This window comes from Dyadobacter sp. (genome assembly GCF_017744695.1).
Taxonomy (GTDB): Bacteria; Bacteroidota; Bacteroidia; order Cytophagales; family Spirosomataceae; genus Dyadobacter.
Window position 1 is genome coordinate 751,202 of record NZ_JAGIAS010000003.1, and the last position, 19,868, is coordinate 771,069.

The window sequence follows — 19,868 nt, forward strand, 5'->3', positions numbered from 1 at the left end:
TCATTACAGCCTGGAATCGACCATATCTTGCGGCAATACCGACTTCAAATCGAATATCACCGAATCCGATGCGGTAAATTCGCTGAATTCCATTGTCTTGAACTCCTGATGTGCTACGGCGAGGATAACAGCTTCGTAGGTACCCGAGGGCTTGTCCAGCAATGCAATATTGTATTCGCCCAATACCTGTTCCCCCGACGCCCAGGGATCATGCACCTCTACTTGCATTCCAAAATCGGTAAGCTCGCGGTAGACATCGATTACGCGCGTGTTGCGGATATCGGGGCAATTTTCTTTGAACGTAATGCCGAGGATCAGCACGCGACTACCTTCGATTTTATGCCCTTTGCGAATCATAAGCTTCACCAGCTTGTTAGCGACAAATACGCCCATCATATCATTTACCCTACGGCCGGAAAGAATTACCTGCGGATAATACCCCAACGACTCCGCCTTATAAGCCAGATAATACGGATCGACGCCAATGCAATGCCCGCCGACAAGCCCGGGTTTGTATTTCAGGAAATTCCACTTCGTTGCAGCGGCTTCAAGCACTTCGGTAGTGTCGATATTCATCCGGTCAAAAATCAGTGCCAGCTCATTCACAAACGAGATATTAACATCCCGTTGGGCATTTTCGATCGCCTTCGACGCCTCCGCCACCTTAATGCTGGACGCCAGATGCGTACCTGCTTCGATCACAGATGCGTATAGCTGATCGACAAAACGGGCGGTTTCCGGTGTCGAGCCCGATGTTACTTTTTTAATTTTTGTGAAAGTATTGATCTTGTCCCCCGGATTGATGCGCTCCGGCGAATAACCACAAAAAAATCCTTCGTTGAATTTCAAACCGCTTTCACGTTCCAGTACAGGCACACAATCGTCCTCGGTACAGCCAGGATAAACCGTGGACTCATAGATCACCACATCCCCTTTTTTCAGCATTTGCCCGATCATTCCGCTGGCTTTCAGTAAATGGGTAAGATTAGGTTTTTTGTAATGATCCACCGGGGTAGGAACGGTTACGATAAACACATTGCATTCCTGCAACGCAACTTCCTCCCATGAAAATGTAAGGTTAACAGCCTCCCGCAGATCCTGACGTGATATTTCTTTGGTCGTATCATACGCATCTTTCAGCTCCTGAATACGCCTTTTATTAATGTCGAAGCCGGTTACGGGATACTTTTTACTGAAAGCCACAGCCAGTGGTAAACCGACATAGCCTAGTCCGATAACGGCAATTCTGACATCTGATCCAGGTAACATGGAAGGTACTTTGTTGAATGTTCGGCCATAAAACTAGGCATATTTCAGCCTACCAAAAAATTATCGACGAACGCGTTACCAAAGCGAAATGTGAGCGTATTTGTTTAAAGCGACATCTAAACTCACCTTCAAAAAATGGATCTATTGGTCATTCAAAACAAAGTGTTTTCAATTCGTGGATACAATGTCATGCTCGATTTCGACTTGGCAGAGCTATACGAAATCGAGACAAGAACCTTAAAACAGGCGGTCCGGAGAAACATAGAGAGATTCCCGCAAGACTTTATGTTCGAGCTGACTGCGAATGAGCTTGCGTCTTTAAGATCACAATTTGTGATCTTAAAGAAAGGCAGGGGTAATCATGTGAAGTATCTGCCTTTCGCCTTTACGGAACAGGGAGTCGCTATGCTCTCAAGTGTTCTCAACAGCTACAAGGCCATACAAGTGAACATCACAATCATGCGGGCCTTTGTGAACATACGGCAGCATTATCTTGATTCCAAGGAACTTAAAGAGCGAATCGAGAAACTGGAAACGGAAATGCAGGTAAAGTTCTCCGACATCCACCAGGCACTCAGCTACCTGCTGGAACCACCTCAAAAGGAAAGAAGGCAGGTCGGTTTTAAACAGAAATCATTAAAGTAAAATGCCCAAGGACGAAGTGCTCGATCTCTAAGGTCACAAATTGTGATCTTAGAGAAATCAGGAACCACCACACTAAGATCAATGTGCGTAGGGATTGGGTGGAAAAATATGCACCTGGAACCCCTCCTGCTGCATTGCCTTCATAACTTGTTCAGAAGGCAGCTTCTTGAAAATAACGGCACACAAGACCTGTGACGGCATGAGCGAAGCCTTCACAAGGAAATTATGAAACGCGAGCTTTCGCTTGATCTTCCTGAATGCCGCCGAGGAATCATCCGCCTTTTCACGGCCATAAGACGGATGATAGTAGTTATTGTTGATACCCTTGAACGCGACCGCCGGCAAGCCGATCCCATTCGCGAGCTTGTCCATCTCCCGCTCCGACAGTTTGAAAACATAATTCCCAACCGTTTCGAAAGAATACCTGTTTTTCCAGTATTTCTGCAACGCCTTGGTGTCGAAGCGATCAAAAATATTCCGTAATGCCAACAGGAAGGGCATTTTCGAGATCGGATCGTGGGGCTCTACCAGGATCACAGCCTCGCGCGCAACCCGTAGCATCTCGTATACGCCCAGGTACGGACGCGGGAAGTGATGATAAGCTTCCTTGCAAAAGACGTAATCGAAGCTATTGTCGGCAAATGTCAAATGCTCCACATTCTCGACCGCATATTTGTCAATGAACCCTCTTTCCTTCGACAAGGGCAAAAATGTGCCGGCAATATCGCTCGCAGTGGCATCCAACCCCTTTTTAAAAAAATGATTAGCATCGAAGCCGTAACCGTCCCCGACCGTCAGCCACGATTTCTTTTCGTTCACAAACGGATCTGTCAGTTCCAGCATGCGCTTATGAATCCAATGGTTGATGGTCTGATGCTCGTTGTCGTATTCCCACAGCTCTATGGCTTTATTTTTTGCTTCCGGAGTCGCATATTGCAACTCATACCATTCTGAATGCGCCTCGTGACTTTTCTTTTCGCTTGACATTTTCGGGTTACTGATTTTGCGATAAAGATAGTTTCATCGAATAAAAATTATTTAAAGACAGAACTATTAATTTTGCCCCTCTAAAATGAATATCCGACCAAAACACGAATTATCGATAGCGATCAAATGGTACTTCAACTAAGTACTTTTCATTGGGAAGGAGGCGCCGGGGTCGCTGCGGCAAGGCTGCATCAGGCATTACTCAATGCCGGGGTCGATTCGCATTTGATGGTTTCGGAAATTTCCCGGCCCGGTCCTCAAACCGCTGCCTGGGCAGATTCCGCCTGGAAATCCCGAAAGGCCAGGGTGAATTTCGTCATGGAAAGGCTCAGCTTTCTTCCTTACGAAAAGGACAAATCGGTGCGTTTTGCCTTTTCTCCCGCAGCAATCGGAGCCGATATTACCGATCATCCGTTAGTAAAGCAAGCTCGCATTATTCATTTGCATTGGATCAATTTCGGGTTTCTTTCCCTCAAATCACTTGAAAAACTGTTTGCGCTTGGGAAGCCGATCGTCTGGACGTTGCATGATATGTGGGCATTCACCGGCGGCTGCCATTATAACCGTGGTTGCGAGCGTTATCTTTCGCATTGCTGCTATTGCCCATATCTCAAAAAGCCGGGCGAATATGATATTGCCTTTGCTCAATTCGAGAAAAAACAAGGGCTCTATAAAAGCGCTCCGGTAACGTTCGTCTCCCCCAGCCGGTGGCTGGATGCCCTGGTTCAAAAAGCAGGGTTGACTAATGGAAAACCGTCACTGACAATCCCCAATTGCATAGATACAGATTTTTTCAAACCCGGAAACCGTAACGAAGCACGAAGGACATTCGGATTGCCGGCTGATAAAAAGTTGCTCCTTTTTGCCGGTGCCAACACACAAGACCCTCGCAAAGGATATACCTATTTCCAGAAAGCCATGCAGGATCCCAACCTCGCTGATACGGAAGTAGTGATCCTGGGAAAAGGTAAAGAAGAAGATTTCAGGAATATGCCGGTGAAAACGCATTTTCTGGGTAAAATCTCGGATGCGTACCAAATGGTACAAGCCTACAATGCAGCCGACATGCTTATAGTACCTTCGCTGGAAGATAACCTTCCCAACACCGTAATGGAGGCGATGTCATGCGGCACGCCCGCGGTAGGGTTCGATACAGGTGGTATTCCGGAAATGATAGGGCATTTGGAAAGCGGCTTCATAACCGCGCCGAAGTCCGCTTCCGCGCTTTCCGAAGGTATTCAATGGCTATTGAAAAATAATGTTGATGGCTCCGTTTCGGAAAATGCACGTAAAAAGGTCTTGCAAGATTATTCGGAAGCAGTCGTAGCCGCGCAGTATGCCCAACTTTATGATTCCCTGCTCCATGGACAATAGCCCGCTGCTGACGATCATTACCGTTACTTTTCAGGCCGAAAAATTTCTCGGCCGCACGCTCGACAGTGTAAAAAATGCTATATCCAACGTGCCGAACCCGGCGCGATTGGAATACCTGATTATAGATGGCGGTTCCAAAGACCAGACACTCGCGATTGCCGCGGAGTATCGCTTTGTCTCGAAGATCATATCCGAGAAGGATAAAGGACTCTACGACGCCATGAACAAAGGTTTGAGACTTGCCTCGGGAAAATATGTTTGGTTTTTGAATGCGGGAGATGAGGCCTTTGACGGTCAAACGTTAGAACACCTTTTAATCTCGCTCGAAACCGGCGCGGCAGTTTACTACAGTGACGCCATGATGGTTCGCGAGAACGGTACCGAGGTCGGCCTGCGCAGTCACTTTACACCTCACACTTTACCTGAAAACCTTCGCTGGCAAGATTTCGCATTAGGCATGAAAGTCTGCCACCAGGCATTCATCGCGAGAAAGGATATAGCGCCTTTCTATGAGTACGAGAATCTCAGCGCGGACATCGACTGGGAAATCGAATGCCTGAAACGGGCCGAAACCGTACAATTTCTGCCTTTCGTTCTTTGTCGTTACCTTTTGGGAGGCCTGTCCGTCAAAAATCACCGTCGCTCACTCACCGACCGGTACAAAGTGCTTAGAAAGCATTTTGGATTTGTACCAACGCTCTTCAATCACCTGCGGATATTCTGGCGGGGATATTGGTTCGCACGGAAAAACGGAAAATACTGGTAAGCGCACCTGCTATTCCCACGTAATCCACGACTTCGCATCCTTGGCGCTTACCATGTCGTACGTTTCGTCTGACGTTTGGATCAGGTAAAAACCGCTGGCATCATAAAGCAACTTCGCCGACTCGGCCGCCGCTCCGCCCTCCGGAATCTTGCCATAAGTACCCGCTGGCGAAAATATCGCACGCCCGTCAGCTGTAAATGTAGGCGGGGCCGGAGCATGCCCATAATCAAGGAAAATACTTTCTCCGTCGTAAAAAATAGGCGCAAACAAGTCGTTTCGGGCACTTACGCCAGGCTGATAAACATAAAATGCGTATATCGATTCATCCGATTTAAGGTCAGCTACTTTGAATGCGTCATCCACTCCATTGACGTGGAACCCTTTTGCTGACCGCCAGTCTCCGCCCGATTCGATAGGTGTCTGCCACCATCTTTTTGCTGCCGCCAGATCAACCGAAATCGGCTTGATCGCACTCACGACAGTTCCCGTGGCTCCTCCGCCGGAAAAACCCAACTGTGTCGCATTTCCATTCCAGGTAATGTTACTGAATCCCGTGATCGTCTGCGAGCCGTTCACCAGCGGGGACACGAACGCAACGCCCGTGGGCGTAAGGTAATAACTCGTTGTAAACGTCTTCGGCGTACTGCCATTCAGCCAGGTAAGTTTAACATTCCGGGACTTTTGGTTAACAGTGATTTCGTAGGTATTGGCTCCAAGTGTAACACGCTTGAAGTAAGGGATATACCTGGCAATGTTATGAAACAGTAAAGCCTTGGCCAGATCGCCATTCGTATAAGCCGTTGCCTGCGCCTGCGTTGCCTTGGTGAGTACCAGGCGGCTCTGGTTCTTGCGGCCGACGAAAGCTATCCGCTCCGAAGTTACCGAATCACCGTAAATGCTGAATTCAAAATCGGATTTAAGCCCTTCGCCAAGTGTACCGCCATTCACCTCGTTGTCGGGATCTGCCAGCACATGCAGGTAAGAGTAAGTGTCAAATATCAATGAAGGCGTTTGCAGGGCTGCCAACCTGAAACTACTTTCTTTGGGTTTTGCGGCTGAGGCATCCGAGAAATCGGAGAACATAGTCACCCGGTTTTTATCATCAAATTTGAAATAAAACCCATAACTACCCCCACCTCCCGGATACATAACCGCATTCCAACCATAGGGAGCTTCTATAAGCTGTTTTTCGTATGAAGCCAGTGCCGCATTCAGACGCACATCTGCCGACTCCTCAAAAACGGTGTCGTCCTTGTTTTCGCACGAGAAGAAAACAGTGGTCAGAAACAGCAGGTATAAAAATGATCTCTTCATCTGGCATTAAAAAAGTTTATTCATCGAAGTCCGCACTCTTTTCTGCAGACTGTAAAAATCAATTTTCCACGTGTTCTTGTAATAGGCTACAATAATAGCCTCTTTTTGCCGCAATGCGGCCTGCGCTTGCGCCTTTGTTACACCATGCGGACTGGTTCCCTCGGGAATGGAGTTAACCAGTTTCTCAAAACCGACTTTTCCTTCGGTTAGCATCATTGCGATCATCTCCACAAAATCTTCATCAAAGGCGGAGGAGCTGTAAGCGGTAATGAAACCATCGCGACGTGCGTCCGAATCACTCCAGTTGATCCAGTTTCCTCCCTGGTAATAGGATTTCGATATGTTCTTATATTCTACCGGATACAATACTGTTTGGTGCAAAATGTGTCCGAATTCGTGGTGGATCGTGTGCAGGAACCAGTCTTTTACAAAAGACGAATCTCTTCCGGGATCATATCCCGCCATTCCTTTAATCTTGAAAAGATTCACTCCGTACAAAATCACCTTCCGGCCGCCTTCCGCGGTACCGAGTGTAATCGACCCCTCCGAATTATACTCATTACTTCCTGAAAGGATAAAAGATTTGGGGGAATACTTGTTGTAAAACACTTTGCCTGCTTCCTCGACATATGGATTCGTCCAGGCCTTCCTGATCGTACTCAAAAGAGGTATCACCTGAGCTTCGTCGGGCGGCACCAGGTTTTTAGTAATATTGCCAAATTCAAACTGGTTCCATTTGTACTGGGCCGAAATGTTATATGGAACCACCAGACTATCATGGATCCACCGATCGATCGGACCTTCTACCCAGGTAGGACCGCCAATGCCGGGGATATCGTCTACTTCACCGATCGAGTCTTCCTTACAAGACGTTAGCGTCGTACTGCACAAAATGGCAGCGACGGCGTAGAATGCAAAATGTTTGAATATCATTTTCATGGTTAAATGGCTTTCTTATCTGGGGTTCTGTGCTATACCTGAAAGTGCCGCTGTTTGCGGAATTTGCAGCACCCTGCGATTATCACCGGCAGGAACCGTGATCACCGATCCGGCCTTGGTTGTATGACTAACGGGAGCATTATAGCGCTGAAGATCAAACCAGCGCATACCCTCCTGTAAAAACTCAATACGCTTGAAATCCAGCACGGTGTTGACAATGTTATTTCTGAGATTGCTGGATCCATAGTAACTCGACATACTACCAGCTGTAACCTTATGGGTTGCAGCATTATAGTTGGCTACACGCTTGCTGATATAGGTATTGAGGTCTGTCAGGCACGCTGCCGTATTGTTGAGATACGCATTGGCCTCGATCCGGTTGAAGAGCACCTCCTCCACCGTAAACAAAGGTAACATCACATAAGGAAGCCCGATCTCCGCATTCACCGATTCTCTAACAAAGTATTCGGTCAGTTTCGGGATGAAATAATTGTTGTCGCCCCGGTAGTAAAGCGGGAATACCCAGCTCGCATTGCCAGCGATTATTTGCTCGCTCTGTGAAATCTCCTGCCATTTGGTATAGGTCAATCCATACCGGTAGTTTGCTACGTAGCGCCCGAAATTCGATCCCGTTTCGGCCAATAGCAAATTGGCATTCTGAGTCGCGCGGGAATAGGTATTGAATAGCTCGGCCGGCGACATACTGGCATAAGTCGTGTTCCACGGGCGTAAATTTTCTCCGAAGTTATTGCTCGGGAAAGCCGCATTGGCATACTGCACTACCTTCTGATAATCCTTTTTCACCAGGTAGAACCGGCTGGCAAATGCATTTGCGGCCGCCAGGTTGAAATGGTACTTCGGCACCGTATAAGTTCCGTCGCTTATCAGCGGCAAACCCTCGAGTAAATCCTTTTCGATCATTTGGTATACACCGGCAACGGTACCGCGCTCGTATTGCTTGATCACCACATCCTCGGGCACAGTCACGTAAGGAATACCAGGACTGTCATTGGCTTGCTGCGCATCAAAAAATTTGCAGTAATAGTTGACCAGCATAAAATGGGCGTAAGCACGGGCCAGCAACGCCTCCCCTTTCTGGGCACTGTAATTTTCAGGATCGGCAACCTTGCTGATAATGTCCAGCGCTTCATTTGCTACTGAAACGGCACGATAACATTCGGCCCAGTAATTGTCCGGGGAATCCTGCACGTCCACAGTCGCTTCCACTACTTCGAAAAGGAAAGATCCCCGGTTGGTCTTGTCATCCTGTCCCACGCCTTTGTCACCCACATTGTCGCTCATTGTCTCTCCAAACACCACGTAACTACCCTGTGGGTACGCGGTGGTAAGCAGTTGAGAGACCTGCTTGGGCGTATTAATGGTCGCCCGGGTACTGTCCGGTTCCTTGGACAGGAAATCCTCGCAACCGGCAAGTGCCAGTAGCGGGAGGATCAGTGCAACTGTTTTTAATTTTTTGATGGTAACCATATCTTTAAGATGAATCATCCTCAAACCTTTATAATGTCAGTTTCAAAGCAACCGTAAACTGCTTCTGGATCGGCTGCGCAACCCCACCCGAATTGAAAAATTCCGGATCCTGCCCTTTCAGCTTCTTATCCGAATAGATCAGCCACGGATTAATCGACGACACCTGAATGCTCGCAGCCTTGAAACCATAGCGTGTAATCACCTGCAATGGCAGCTTGTAGGCCAGCGAAACCGACTTCAACCGTATAAAATCACCCTTCGCAACGCGCTCGGTGGAATAGTTGTAAATGTTGTAAGGATAGGTACCTTGCAAATATTGTTGTTCAAGCTGATCCGCGATGGAAGGCGTCGCTCCAAGCTTCTCGTCGCCCGGTAATACCCAACGATCCAGAAATTCCTTCGGCATAGCGTCTAGATCGCTAAATGAGCTTTTATACAATGGATTGAGACGAATTTTATTCCCTGCCTGATAGGTAAAGAACACATTCAGTGAAAGCCCTTTGTAGCTTAGCGTATTATTGAACCCGCCCGTAAACGGAGGATCAACCGGGCCTTCATATTTGAGGTACTGGATATTCTGGTCCTGCAAATACACATCCGAGCTCACTTCCCCGTTCTCGTTCAAAAAGATCGGCACACCGGTTTTGGGATTCAAAGCGCGGTAGTCGATCGAGAAAAGGCTGCGTACCGGCTTACCCTCCACATTGGCACCTTCGGCCTTCACGAGGTCGAATATCCCGGGGCTATTATTTACATTCGTAATGAGCGTATGTGAATACCCGAACGTAATGCGCGAACGAAAATCCCAATCACGGTTCTTAAACAGCACGCCGTCTACCGAAAAGTCGGCACCGTAGGATTCCATATCGGCATAGTTGGCGATTTTGTAAATCTGCCCTCCTATTCCGGACGTCTTGATCTGGTCAATCAGGTCGAAACTATTGCGTATGTAGGCATCAAGCGTAAAATTGATTCGGTTAGCAAACAAACCGACATCGAGACCGACGTTACCACTGTACAATTTTTCCCAGGTCAGCTCGGTATTTTGCAGCGATGCGAGCTGTATCGCCGATTCTTTTTCATCCGCATAAGGTCGGCGTGTGATGATGCTTTGTAGTAAAACGGCTGCATTGGTAGCGGGACCGGTATCGGCAGAAAGCCCATAGCTCAACCGCAGGCGCCCCATACTCAGCCATTTTATATTTTTGAAAAAATTCTCCCGATCGAAATTCCACGATCCCGCAATCGTGTACGTAGGCAGCCAGCGCGCGATAGCCGACTTTCCAAAGCGGTTCGAGCCGTCGTAGCGAACGTAACCGGTAAGGTTGTACTTTCCGTCCAACGTGTAACCAAGACTTCCATAGAATGCCGCAAAACGCTCATAGTCCATTTGCATTCCGTAATACTGGAAATTGGTTTCGATGGTTTGCTTTAAAATGCGATAATCTACGAAAGGAGTGCCGCCCTGGTCGTACTGGAAACCGTAGCCCGTATTGTTCGAATTCTGGCGGTTGGTAAATTTCACCTCCTGGCCCACCAGCGCATTCACTTCGTGTCTCTCTCCCAACTTCTGGTTGTAGCGAAGGTTGTTCCGAACGTTATAAAACAACATCTGATCCTCGTTGCGGTTATAAAAACCTCCGCTCGGCAAAACCACCACCGGGTACGCATTGGGCACGTCAGGGTCGGTATAAAGGTATTTGTTGGCTAGTGCGATCGTGGAATTATCCGCTGCACGATAGGCATTGGCCATGTTGCTGTGCTCGGTAATGGTATGCTCCCGGCCTGTTTGTATATAGCGTAATGCGCCCAGAAAATCATAGCTAAGGTTGTCCGTGATTTTGTATGAAAGATTTCCCTGTAACTTGATGTCGGCCAGAGTCAGGTTGATCTTGTTGTTAGCCAGTTCCGAAATAATATTGAAAGGGGCGAAATTTCTGCGAAAGAATTCGAGATTACCATTCTGATCGTAAGCCGTGAGCGTCCGGCTGGTATTCAATGCGTAGCTGAATGGGTTAATATCAAAATCACGGTCATACTTACCTTCTACCGGGTTGCTCCGGCGGCTCAACGAGCCGGGCGCTTGCTGCCTCCTTACCGACGCCAGCGTAGTAAGTCCAATGCTCAGGCGGTCAGAGAGCTGATAATTGTTATTAAAATTTAGTGTATACCTCTTGACCTTGTCCGCGATCGTCCAGCCATTATCATCCAGATAACTTACTGACGCATAAGAACTCGATTTTTCAGTTCCGAACGAGACACTCAGCGAATGTTCGTGGATAAAGTTTTGCTTAAACAGTACGTCGAACCAGTCGGTATTGGCCCTGGCGTAGCCCATCAGAAAATTCCGCTTCGCTTGGGTGGAGTTTTCCAATGGGAAATTACCCTGGTCGTCACCTGTCATCAGGTTGTACATTTTACCGTATACGCCATAATCCGGCTTCGAGAGTATACTGGTATTTAAATAGCCCTTTCTTTCCAATTCACCCAGCACCGACATTTGCTGCGCCGAGTTCATGATGTTGAAATTACGGTAAGAAGGCACGAGCTGCGTGCTGAAATTCCCGGAATAAGTAATCACCGGCTTGCCACTTTTCCCTTTTTTGGTTGTAATTACAATCACCCCGTTCATCGCGCGGGCCCCATACAATGCAGCAGCTGCGGCGTCTTTCAAGATGTCGAAAGTCTCTATATCGTTCGGGTTAAGCCCTGCCACAGCTGAGCCCAGCAATGTCGTAGGGTCGCCGCTGGAAAGCTGGTCGTTGGAGATATTCACAATGTCTTCCTGCACAACGCCATCGATCACCCAAAGTGGTTTGTTGGCACCATTCAATGAGGTAGCTCCGCGGATACGGATTTTGGGTGCGGCCCCGAAGGTACCGGAAACATTCTGGATCGAAACGCCCGCCGCGCGGCCTTCCAGCATCCGGCTGACGTCGGGCAGACCATCGATCTTTACGTCATCGGTTTTAAGCGTCACCGCCGAACCCGTGAATTTGTCCTTATTGATTTGCTGAAAACCGGTTACGACCACATCCTGCAAGCCTACCGCATCTTCCACAAGTTCGATCGTCAAACTCCGGGCTGCTTTCACCTCTTTGGGTAAGAAGCCGATCATGCTGATCACGAGTGTAGCATTGTCGGAAACGCCCTGCAACAGGAATTCACCCTTTTCATTGGTGACGGTACCTTTCTGCAAGCCTTTCACCCGAACAGTCGATCCGATCAACGGCTCGCCCGTGCTGCTTTTTACGACACCTTTCACGTCGATGTCGGCAGCAAACGCCAGGGAAGAAAACGGAGAAGCGAAAACGGACAGGAAGAAAATACCCAGGAGCAACGCAATAAGCCGACTCAGGCCACTGATCCGATAGAAAAGATTCATATAAATAAGTATAAGTCTAACCCCAAATAACTGTCCGTCCGCCCGAAGCGGGTTTAAAAATTAATAGATTCAATAATACGTATTATCGCCCGAAAAGCGAAAACAATCTACCACCAGCGGTGACAAAAATTAAAACGACGCGAATTGCGTAAAAACAAAAGAATATACTCAATACGCACAAAATCCCGATACTGTTGAAGTGCGTAGCGCGATTTTGACAAATTATCTCACTAAAAACACTGCAAAATCGCATTTTATTGTCTGGGAAACGCGATTTAAGCGGTTTTAGGAGACATCTTTTTTCTTTTCTGTCAAAACCGAAGTAATGCGGTTCAATTCGTCGACTTTCGAAGCAAAATCACCTTTCAGCATATCACGGACCGCTTTGAGTTGCTCCATCGCCGTGTCGAGGTTGTCGGGCAGCGCTTCGCCCAGGACCTCTTTGAGCCGTTTGGCGAATGTGGGCGACATTCCATTCGTGGAGATGGCTACTTTGAGATTGCCTTTTCTGACGACGGAGGACAGATAGAAATCGCAGATATCCGGTGTGTCGGCTACGTTAGCGAGTATATGACGGGCGCGGGCTGTTTCCGATATTCGCTTGTTCTCGGACTTATCGTTCGTAGCCACGATCACCAGATCTTTTTCCAGCAGGTCGTCATCCCCGAACTTCCGTACAATTAGATTTATTCGGGAATTGGCTGCTGCAATGTTTCTGATTTCCTCGCGGATTTCAGGCGCAACGAGCGTCACGCGCGCGAGCGGGGAGTTATCGAGAACGGCCGTAATTTTTTCCAAACCCACGTAGCCTCCGCCCACAATGAGCGTGTGCAGGTTTTCGAGTTTCAGGAATATCGGAAAGAGATTGTTCATTGATCAAATTTACACAAATAACCCATTCATAACGAAGACACGAATGCCTTTATAACTATTCCAACATCACACTTTTTCTATCTGCTTCTTTCCCCGTACCTTTGCACCATGATCGCGATTACGAACCTCAGCTATTTCCTGGGCGACCGTGCATTGTACGACGGCGCTTCACTACATATCAAGCCAAAACAAAAGATCGGGCTTATCGGACTAAACGGTACCGGCAAGTCCACCCTGTTACGCATGATCAATGGAGAATTCCAGCCCGACGGCGGCTCGATCTCCAAAGCTGGCGACTGTACGATCGGCTTCCTCAACCAGGATCTGCTTTCATACCAAACCGAAGATTCGATCCTTTCGGTGGCTATGCAAGCATTTGAAAGACAGAATGTTCTCCAAGTGCAAATGGATAAAATCCTGCACGACATGGAGCATAACTATACCGATGATCTCGTGGACAAGCTCGCCCGCGTGCAGGAAGAATTTGAAGCGCTGGACGGCTATTCGGTACAATCCAAGGCGGAGGCAATCCTGGAAGGTCTTGGCTTTTCGACTGCCGACCTGAACCTGCCGCTACGGCAATTCTCAGGGGGCTGGCGGATGCGTGTGATGCTTGCGAAACTGCTTTTGCAAAAACCATCGCTCCTGATGCTCGATGAGCCTACCAACCACTTGGACCTTCCTTCTATCCAATGGGTGGAAAAATACACACAAAACTATGAAGGAGCGGTGATCGTCGTTTCCCACGACCGCCAGTTCCTCGACAATACCATTGATACAACCGTAGAAGTTTCGGGAGGAAAGCTCAATTACTACGCTGGAAATTATTCCTATTACCTGGAAGAGAAGGCACTCCGTAATGATATTCAACGTGGCGCTTACGAAAACCAGCAGGCTAAAATCCGTCAGACGGAGCGTTTTATCGAGCGTTTTAAAGCCAAAGCTACCAAATCACGCCAGGTACAGAGCAGGGTGAAAGCTTTGGACAGAATGGATATAGTGGATGAGGTAATGGACGAGAATGCGAAAGTACACTTCCGTTTCCAGTTCACGACCCAGCCGGGCCGCCATGTTTTCCAGTTGGAAGATGCCTCCAAGGCCTACGGCGACAAGGTGATCCTCGACGCTACCAATATCAGCATGGAGCGCGGCGATAAGATCGCGCTGATCGGCGCCAACGGTCGGGGTAAATCTACCGTGCTCCGCATTGTAGCCGGTACCGAACCTATCGAAGGCAAACGAAGACTGGGACACAATGTATCGTTTACATTCTACGCTCAGCACCAGCTCGAATCCCTCAACGTTGCGCATAACCTCATCGAGGAATTGAAATATGCCAACCCTACCAAGACCGAAACCGAGTTACGGACCGTATTGGGTTGCTTCCTTTTCACAGGGGATGATGTTTTCAAGAAGATCAAAGTTCTTTCCGGTGGAGAGAAATCGCGGGTTGCATTGGCGAAGGTACTGCTTTCACAGGCCAATTTCCTGTTGCTCGATGAGCCTACCAACCACCTGGACATGCAATCCGTCAATATCCTGATCCAGGCGTTGCAACAATATGAAGGCAGCTACATTGTCGTTTCCCACGACCGCTATTTCGTGGAAAACATTGCGAACAAGATCTGGTATATTGAAGATCATCAGATCAAGGAATATCCTGGCACGTACGAGGAATATGAAATTTGGGTAGAAGAACGCGGATTGCAATCGGCGGTGAGTGAAAAAGTACAAGTCAGCAGCGCTCCGCCGCAAAAAAACCAGCCTGCCCCGGCTCAGAATAAAAACAATGGCAAACCCCAGTCGAACGAGGACGCCCAAAAGTTGAAAAAAGCGAGAAAACAGATCGAAGAGCTGGAAGACACCATCAATAATCTCGAAGTAAGGAAAGCGGAAACCGAAGGCAAACTAGCCGATCCGGCGATTTACAATGACTCCGTTGCATTGGCTGAAATGAACCGGTTTTACACAGATATCAAGCAAAAACTGGAACAGAGTACGGAAGATTGGGAAAACCTGATGCTGGAAGTGGAAGAACTTTCGGGGAAATAGAAGGAATGTGAAGGGAGCCGGGTGGCTCCCTTTTTACTATCCCAAATCTTCGGTCTGCGCGTAGATGTCTACCATTTTTAGCGTCAGCCCAATATGACCAATTTCAATGCTACCTTCGATGTCATAAGATTCAGAAGATAAAAACCAAATACCCTCACTACCTTTACGGTATACCCGTGCCCCGATCTCCTGAGAATCGATCAGGACGTACTCTACCAAGGATTTCAAGCCCTGATAGAAGTGGAATTTTTTCCCTTGATCGTAGCCTTCGGTGCTCGGAGAAAGGATTTCCACTATCACTGACGGATTAAGCAAAGTGTCTTTTCTCCCATCGAGAAGTTCGGGTTTACCACACACAATCAGGTAATCCGGGTACGTGTATAAGGTATTTTCAGGAATATGGACACGCATGTCCCCAGACAAACCGCGGCATTGTTTGCCTTTCAGAAAAGCACCCACTTCCACCGAGAGGTTTTCCTTAATCTGCGTATGATTAAGGCCGGCCCCGGCCATCGCAAAAATCTCTCCGCGATAGTACTCGCTTTTGTACTCCGCGGCGCGTTCCAGTTCAAGATATTCTTCCTGAGTGTACATTTTGATCGCTATTGCTGTCATGGTTCTAATCAAAAATAGTTAATAATGTTCAAATCACCTTTTCCAAACTCTATGTACCTTACCGTAAAAAGTATCGTTAGTCATTTAAAAATTCCGAAATGCGTTTAGTACAGCTGATAATCCTTTTTCTCGTTTGCACACACGCCTACGCGCAGCCGCAAGGGCTTCGCCTGGAAGATTTTATTTATCAGGACAAGATCAAAACCGTGCTGCTGTACCCGGCTCTCGATGATCCCGAAAACCCTACCCGTCTGCTCACACCCCCTATTACACCCCTGAATAATCCGGCACCGCTGGTACTCGAGTTCGACGACATGACCGGCCAGCCGGAGGGGTACCGCGCCAAGATCATCCATTGCAATGCCGATTGGACCAAATCCAACCTGAACGATATCGAGTTTACCTTCGAATTCAACGAGTATCCGATCAACAGATACGACCAGTCATTCAGTACCAAAGTACCTTACACGCATTACCGTTTGGAATTGCCCAAATTGAAGTTGCCGGGGAATTATGTAATCTATGTTTTTTCAGACCGGGACCGTAAACTAATGTTCAGCCGGCGGTTCATGCATTATCAACCGCGCGTCAACATTACGGCGAAGGCACGTTTCTCGCAGGGAATAGAGCAGCAGTTTTCGGATCAGCAAATCGACTTCTCGGTGGATTACAAAGGCTACCAGCTCAATGCCCCGCAAACAGATCTGAAAGTGGTGATCCGGAAGAACTTCCGCTGGGACCAGGCGAAAACCAATTACAAACCGACCAACGTGCGCCCGTTTGATCAGCTCCTGGAATACACATTTTTCGACCTTGAAAACACGTTCCAGGGCGGAAACGAATTCCGGTATTTCGACAGTCGATCGTTGACTGGCCGGGGCTACGGAGTTAATGAAATCGAACGGACCGATGCATTCACGAAACTATTTCTCTTCCCCGATAAGCCCCGTGCTCACGTACCGTATATACAAATCGATGATTTCAATGGCCAGTACATTGTGGACCAGCGGGAATCAGGGCGCGGAAGTGTAGAGGCCGACTATACGCCCGTTGTATTCACCTTGAAGACCGAGGAAGATCCTGGCGCGACATTTTATGTAAATGGTGCTTTCAACCTCTGGCAGCTTACCGATCATAATAAAATGACCTATGATGTCACCGCACAGGCATATCAGGTTGAAATGATGGTGAAACAGGGTGTTATTAACTACGACTACACCATGGTTAAAGCGAATCAGAAGCCTGACGAATCTTATATTGAAGGAAATTTTGCTGCTACCGAGAACGATTATGATATATTGATCTATCACCGTCCGCCCGCCAGCCGTGCCGACCTGCTCGTCGGTTACCGCACCGTAGAATGGAACCGGCGGCGTTAACTGTTTAACGTTATGAAATCATCAGCAAACAGCGTGTACCTCACATCTAACCTGTCGATTACTAACGACGAGAATTACATTGTCGATTGCCTGGTAGATCATGATGAAATGCCGGTCAATTTCGATGCGAACCATGTGATCAGTTTCTACGTACAAACTGATCTTTACCTGGTACTCTATTTCCCGCAACTGGATGACCGTGGTTTTCAAATGTACATTGTGGAGGATTTTTCGCAGAATATCGACGATCTGGTATTCCTACGAGAGATGTTCATGCAGCTGATCAATGAAGGGCACAATCCCGAGCTTTTAAAGAAGGCCCATTATAAAGTAGACACCATTCTGCATATGGCCAAAACGCTTCGCGCGGTGATCCATAAAGATGCGCCCGATTATTACGAGGATTGATATACAAAGCAAAAGAGCGGCACGTGGCCGCTCTTTTCATATCTGAATCATATTATCAAACACTACACATTGAAGCGGAAGTGCATAATGTCACCGTCTGCGACAACGTACTCTTTACCTTCCACAGCCATTTTACCGGCTTCCTTCACGGCAGGTTCCGTTTTATATTGTTCGTAATCGGCGATTTTGATCACCTCTGCACGGATGAAGCCCTTTTCGAAATCGCTGTGAATTACGCCCGCAGCTTGCGGCGCTTTCCAGCCTTTCACGATCGTCCATGCACGAACTTCTTTGACGCCGGCAGTAAAATAAGTAATGAGGTTCAAAAGCGCGTAAGACGCTTTGATGAGCTTGCTCAAACCCGATTCCTTCAACCCATATTCACGCAGGAACATTTCGTGCTCTTCCGGATCTTCGATTTCCGAGATCTGAGATTCGATAGCCGCACAAAGTACGATCACATCCGCTCCTTCGTGTTTTACAGCTTCTCTCAGTTTCTCGGAATATTCATTGCCGGTCAGCATGGAGCCTTCGTCCACGTTCGCCACATAAAGCACCGGCTTTGCTGTCAGCAGTTGCAGGTCGCCAATCACCGACTCTCTCGTTTCCGCATCGATTTCAACGGCTCTCGCATTCTTGCCCTCTTCCAGCGTCGATTTATATTTTTTCAGCCATTCCAGTTCGGCTTTCGCTTTGGCATCGCCGGCACGAGCACCTTTCTCGGTTTTCTGAATCTTCTTCTCGATCGATTCCAGGTCTTTGAGCTGTAACTCCGCATCGATAATCTCCTTATCGAATACCGGGTCAACGCGGCCTTCCACGTGTACGACATTATCGTCGGAGAAGCAGCGTACCACGTGCACGATCGCATCTACCTCACGAATGTTGGCCAAAAACTTGTTACCCAATCCCGCTCCCTGGCTAGCGCCTTTTACAAGGCCTGCAATGTCCACGAATTCGATGATCGTAGGGATCACTTTCTGAGGGCCCACCAGCTTGGTAAGGGTATCCAGGCGTTCGTCGGGAACGGTCACAACGCCCACATTGGGCTCTATGGTACAAAAAGGATAATTGGCAGCTTCGGCTTTGCCGGTAGAGATGGCATTAAAAAGGGTGGATTTCCCAACGTTCGGCAATCCGACAATCCCACATTGAAGACTCATATTTGAATGGTAAGCAGTGAATGGCGGCCGCATGCCCGATCAGTAATGCAAAGCATGCCCGCCTGCTGAATAATAATTTTCGCAAAATTACTATTTAGCAGGTACAAAAACCAAAAGCCTTCGTAATCAATTGCGAAGGCTTCTATTCAATATCTAAATTTCTTAATCCCACTTAAGGTCCGACTCCCCTACCACGTCTACCTCGTCTCCTTTGGATTCGAATTGTGAGAAGTCAACCTCTGGCATCAGTTCTGTCTTCACATGATCCACCGCTTCTTTCAATGCCTCCACGAACTTATCGAAGTCCTCCTTGTACAAAAACATCTTGTGTTTTTCGTAGGTAAATCCGTCCCCCTGAGGGTGGCGACGGCTTTCTGTGATGGTAAGATAGTAATCGTTAGATCGCGTTGAGCGAACATCGAAGAAGTAAGTCCTTTTTCCCGCCCTGACCCTTTTGGAGTAGATTTGCTCTCTGTCTTCCACTATGTTTAGTTTTAAATAGGTTTCCAAACGCTAAAATATAAAGTTTATTGCTGCTTCCAAAAAAACCGGAACATATTAGCAATTTGTTAGTTGTAGGTTACAAGCACGTCCACAGACAGTGCTCAAATTAAGTACAACTTTTGCTGGTTTGTTTAGATCTTTTTACTAGTTTTGAAATTCGTGGGTTTTAAAATTGACCTGAAACACCAAAGGAAGATATGAGATAAGGGACTTTTACCTTATTATGTTTCACCTAAATCCAGAAAAATGACTTATCGTCGGATTCTGATTCTCACCATTTTAGCGTTTGCCGCGCTGTTACCGGAAGCCATGGCTCAGGTAAAACTCGGCAAAACGGAAACCGGGGCCGCCTCCTACTACGCGGCGCGCTTCCACGGCAGGAAAACCTCATTCGGGGAAGTACATAAAAGCAGTGAACTGCTGGCCGCCCATCGGAGCTATCCGCTCAATACCATGCTCGAAGTGACGAATCTGGATAATGATGAAAAAGTGATCGTGAGAGTCAACGACCGTGGTCCGTTTTCAAGACATCGCGTAATCGATCTTAGTAAAGAAGCAGCCCGCCTGCTCGGCATTCTCGCCAAAGGCGTTGCCAATGTTTCGGTAAGGGTTGTAGGAATGGAAGGAATGGTGCTCTTGTCACCCAACGAAGAAATCGACCCGAAATCGGGCAAAGTCATTTCGATGAGAAGTAAGTAAGCCTTGAT

General features: G+C 47.8%; 17 protein-coding genes. 7 read left to right on the plus strand and 10 right to left on the minus strand.

Features of this window, described 5'->3' with window-relative positions; all coding sequences use genetic code 11:
- Positions 1 to 3: 3 nt before the first annotated feature.
- Positions 4 to 1,269: a nucleotide sugar dehydrogenase gene (locus J7619_RS15155; RefSeq protein WP_291199819.1), complete on the minus strand. Its 1,266-nt coding sequence runs from the start codon at positions 1,267 to 1,269 to the stop codon at positions 4 to 6.
- A gap of 135 nt (positions 1,270 to 1,404) precedes the next feature.
- Here J7619_RS15155 and J7619_RS15160 point away from each other — a divergent pair, with 135 nt between their 5' ends.
- The gene (locus J7619_RS15160) at positions 1,405 to 1,914 is read left to right on the plus strand and encodes an ORF6N domain-containing protein (protein WP_291199822.1); all 510 of its coding nucleotides are present in this window, start codon (positions 1,405 to 1,407) and stop codon (positions 1,912 to 1,914) included.
- Between the two features lie 78 nt (positions 1,915 to 1,992).
- Here J7619_RS15160 and J7619_RS15165 read toward each other — a convergent pair whose 3' ends face one another.
- Positions 1,993 to 2,901: a class I SAM-dependent methyltransferase gene (locus tag J7619_RS15165; protein WP_291199825.1), complete on the minus strand. Its 909-nt coding sequence runs from the start codon at positions 2,899 to 2,901 to the stop codon at positions 1,993 to 1,995.
- Between the two features lie 126 nt (positions 2,902 to 3,027).
- On the opposite strand from J7619_RS15165, the gene J7619_RS15170 reads away from it, so the two are divergent.
- Positions 3,028 to 4,275, plus strand: a complete 1,248-nt coding sequence (locus J7619_RS15170) for a glycosyltransferase family 4 protein (RefSeq protein ID WP_291199828.1) — start codon at positions 3,028 to 3,030, stop codon at positions 4,273 to 4,275.
- Positions 4,265 to 5,041 (plus strand): glycosyltransferase family 2 protein, encoded by a 777-nt coding sequence (locus tag J7619_RS15175; protein ID WP_291199830.1) that lies wholly within the window; start codon positions 4,265 to 4,267, stop codon positions 5,039 to 5,041. The genes J7619_RS15170 and J7619_RS15175 overlap by 11 nt, the downstream gene beginning before the upstream one ends.
- 9 nt (positions 5,042 to 5,050) lie before the next feature.
- Here the strand turns inward: J7619_RS15175 and J7619_RS15180 are convergent, their stop codons facing one another.
- The 5 genes from J7619_RS15180 to J7619_RS15200 all read right to left on the minus strand — a co-directional run bounded on the left by J7619_RS15180 (position 5,051) and on the right by J7619_RS15200 (position 13,040).
- Complete coding sequence (locus J7619_RS15180) at positions 5,051 to 6,355, minus strand: DUF4302 domain-containing protein (protein ID WP_291199834.1); 1,305 nt, start codon at positions 6,353 to 6,355, stop codon at positions 5,051 to 5,053.
- A 6-nt stretch (positions 6,356 to 6,361) separates the two neighbouring features.
- Entirely contained in the window at positions 6,362 to 7,294 is a 933-nt protein-coding gene (locus tag J7619_RS15185) for a putative zinc-binding metallopeptidase (RefSeq protein ID WP_291199837.1), read from the minus strand.
- 15 nt (positions 7,295 to 7,309) lie between these two features.
- A complete protein-coding gene (locus J7619_RS15190) occupies positions 7,310 to 8,782 on the minus strand; it encodes a RagB/SusD family nutrient uptake outer membrane protein (RefSeq protein WP_291199840.1) in 1,473 nt (490 codons plus the stop codon).
- A gap of 28 nt (positions 8,783 to 8,810) precedes the next feature.
- Entirely contained in the window at positions 8,811 to 12,167 is a 3,357-nt protein-coding gene (locus tag J7619_RS15195; protein WP_291199843.1) for a SusC/RagA family TonB-linked outer membrane protein, read from the minus strand.
- Positions 12,168 to 12,452: 285 nt separating this feature from the next.
- Positions 12,453 to 13,040 carry a bifunctional precorrin-2 dehydrogenase/sirohydrochlorin ferrochelatase gene (locus tag J7619_RS15200; protein ID WP_291199846.1) on the minus strand — a complete coding sequence of 196 codons (588 nt, stop codon included), beginning with the start codon at positions 13,038 to 13,040 and terminating at the stop codon, positions 12,453 to 12,455.
- 108 nt (positions 13,041 to 13,148) lie between these two features.
- Here J7619_RS15200 and J7619_RS15205 point away from each other — a divergent pair, with 108 nt between their 5' ends.
- Complete coding sequence (locus J7619_RS15205) at positions 13,149 to 15,092, plus strand: ABC-F family ATP-binding cassette domain-containing protein (protein WP_291199849.1); 1,944 nt, start codon at positions 13,149 to 13,151, stop codon at positions 15,090 to 15,092.
- A gap of 36 nt (positions 15,093 to 15,128) precedes the next feature.
- On the opposite strand, the gene J7619_RS15210 is transcribed toward J7619_RS15205, so the two are convergent.
- Entirely contained in the window at positions 15,129 to 15,707 is a 579-nt protein-coding gene (locus tag J7619_RS15210; protein WP_291199852.1) for a Uma2 family endonuclease, read from the minus strand.
- A 98-nt stretch (positions 15,708 to 15,805) separates the two neighbouring features.
- On the opposite strand from J7619_RS15210, the gene J7619_RS15215 reads away from it, so the two are divergent.
- Positions 15,806 to 17,086 carry a DUF5103 domain-containing protein gene (locus J7619_RS15215; RefSeq protein ID WP_291199855.1) on the plus strand — a complete coding sequence of 427 codons (1,281 nt, stop codon included), beginning with the start codon at positions 15,806 to 15,808 and terminating at the stop codon, positions 17,084 to 17,086.
- Positions 17,087 to 17,098: 12 nt separating this feature from the next.
- Positions 17,099 to 17,494 (plus strand): hypothetical protein, encoded by a 396-nt coding sequence (locus J7619_RS15220; protein WP_291199858.1) that lies wholly within the window; start codon positions 17,099 to 17,101, stop codon positions 17,492 to 17,494.
- Between the two features lie 62 nt (positions 17,495 to 17,556).
- On the opposite strand, the gene ychF is transcribed toward J7619_RS15220, so the two are convergent.
- Positions 17,557 to 18,657: a redox-regulated ATPase YchF gene (ychF, locus tag J7619_RS15225; protein ID WP_291199861.1), complete on the minus strand. Its 1,101-nt coding sequence runs from the start codon at positions 18,655 to 18,657 to the stop codon at positions 17,557 to 17,559.
- Between the two features lie 162 nt (positions 18,658 to 18,819).
- Positions 18,820 to 19,167, minus strand: a complete 348-nt coding sequence (locus J7619_RS15230; protein ID WP_019942161.1) for a DUF3276 family protein — start codon at positions 19,165 to 19,167, stop codon at positions 18,820 to 18,822.
- Between the two features lie 240 nt (positions 19,168 to 19,407).
- Between J7619_RS15230 and J7619_RS15235 the strand changes: the two genes are divergently transcribed.
- The gene (locus J7619_RS15235) at positions 19,408 to 19,860 is read left to right on the plus strand and encodes a septal ring lytic transglycosylase RlpA family protein (RefSeq protein WP_291199872.1); all 453 of its coding nucleotides are present in this window, start codon (positions 19,408 to 19,410) and stop codon (positions 19,858 to 19,860) included.
- Positions 19,861 to 19,868: the final 8 nt, after the last annotated feature.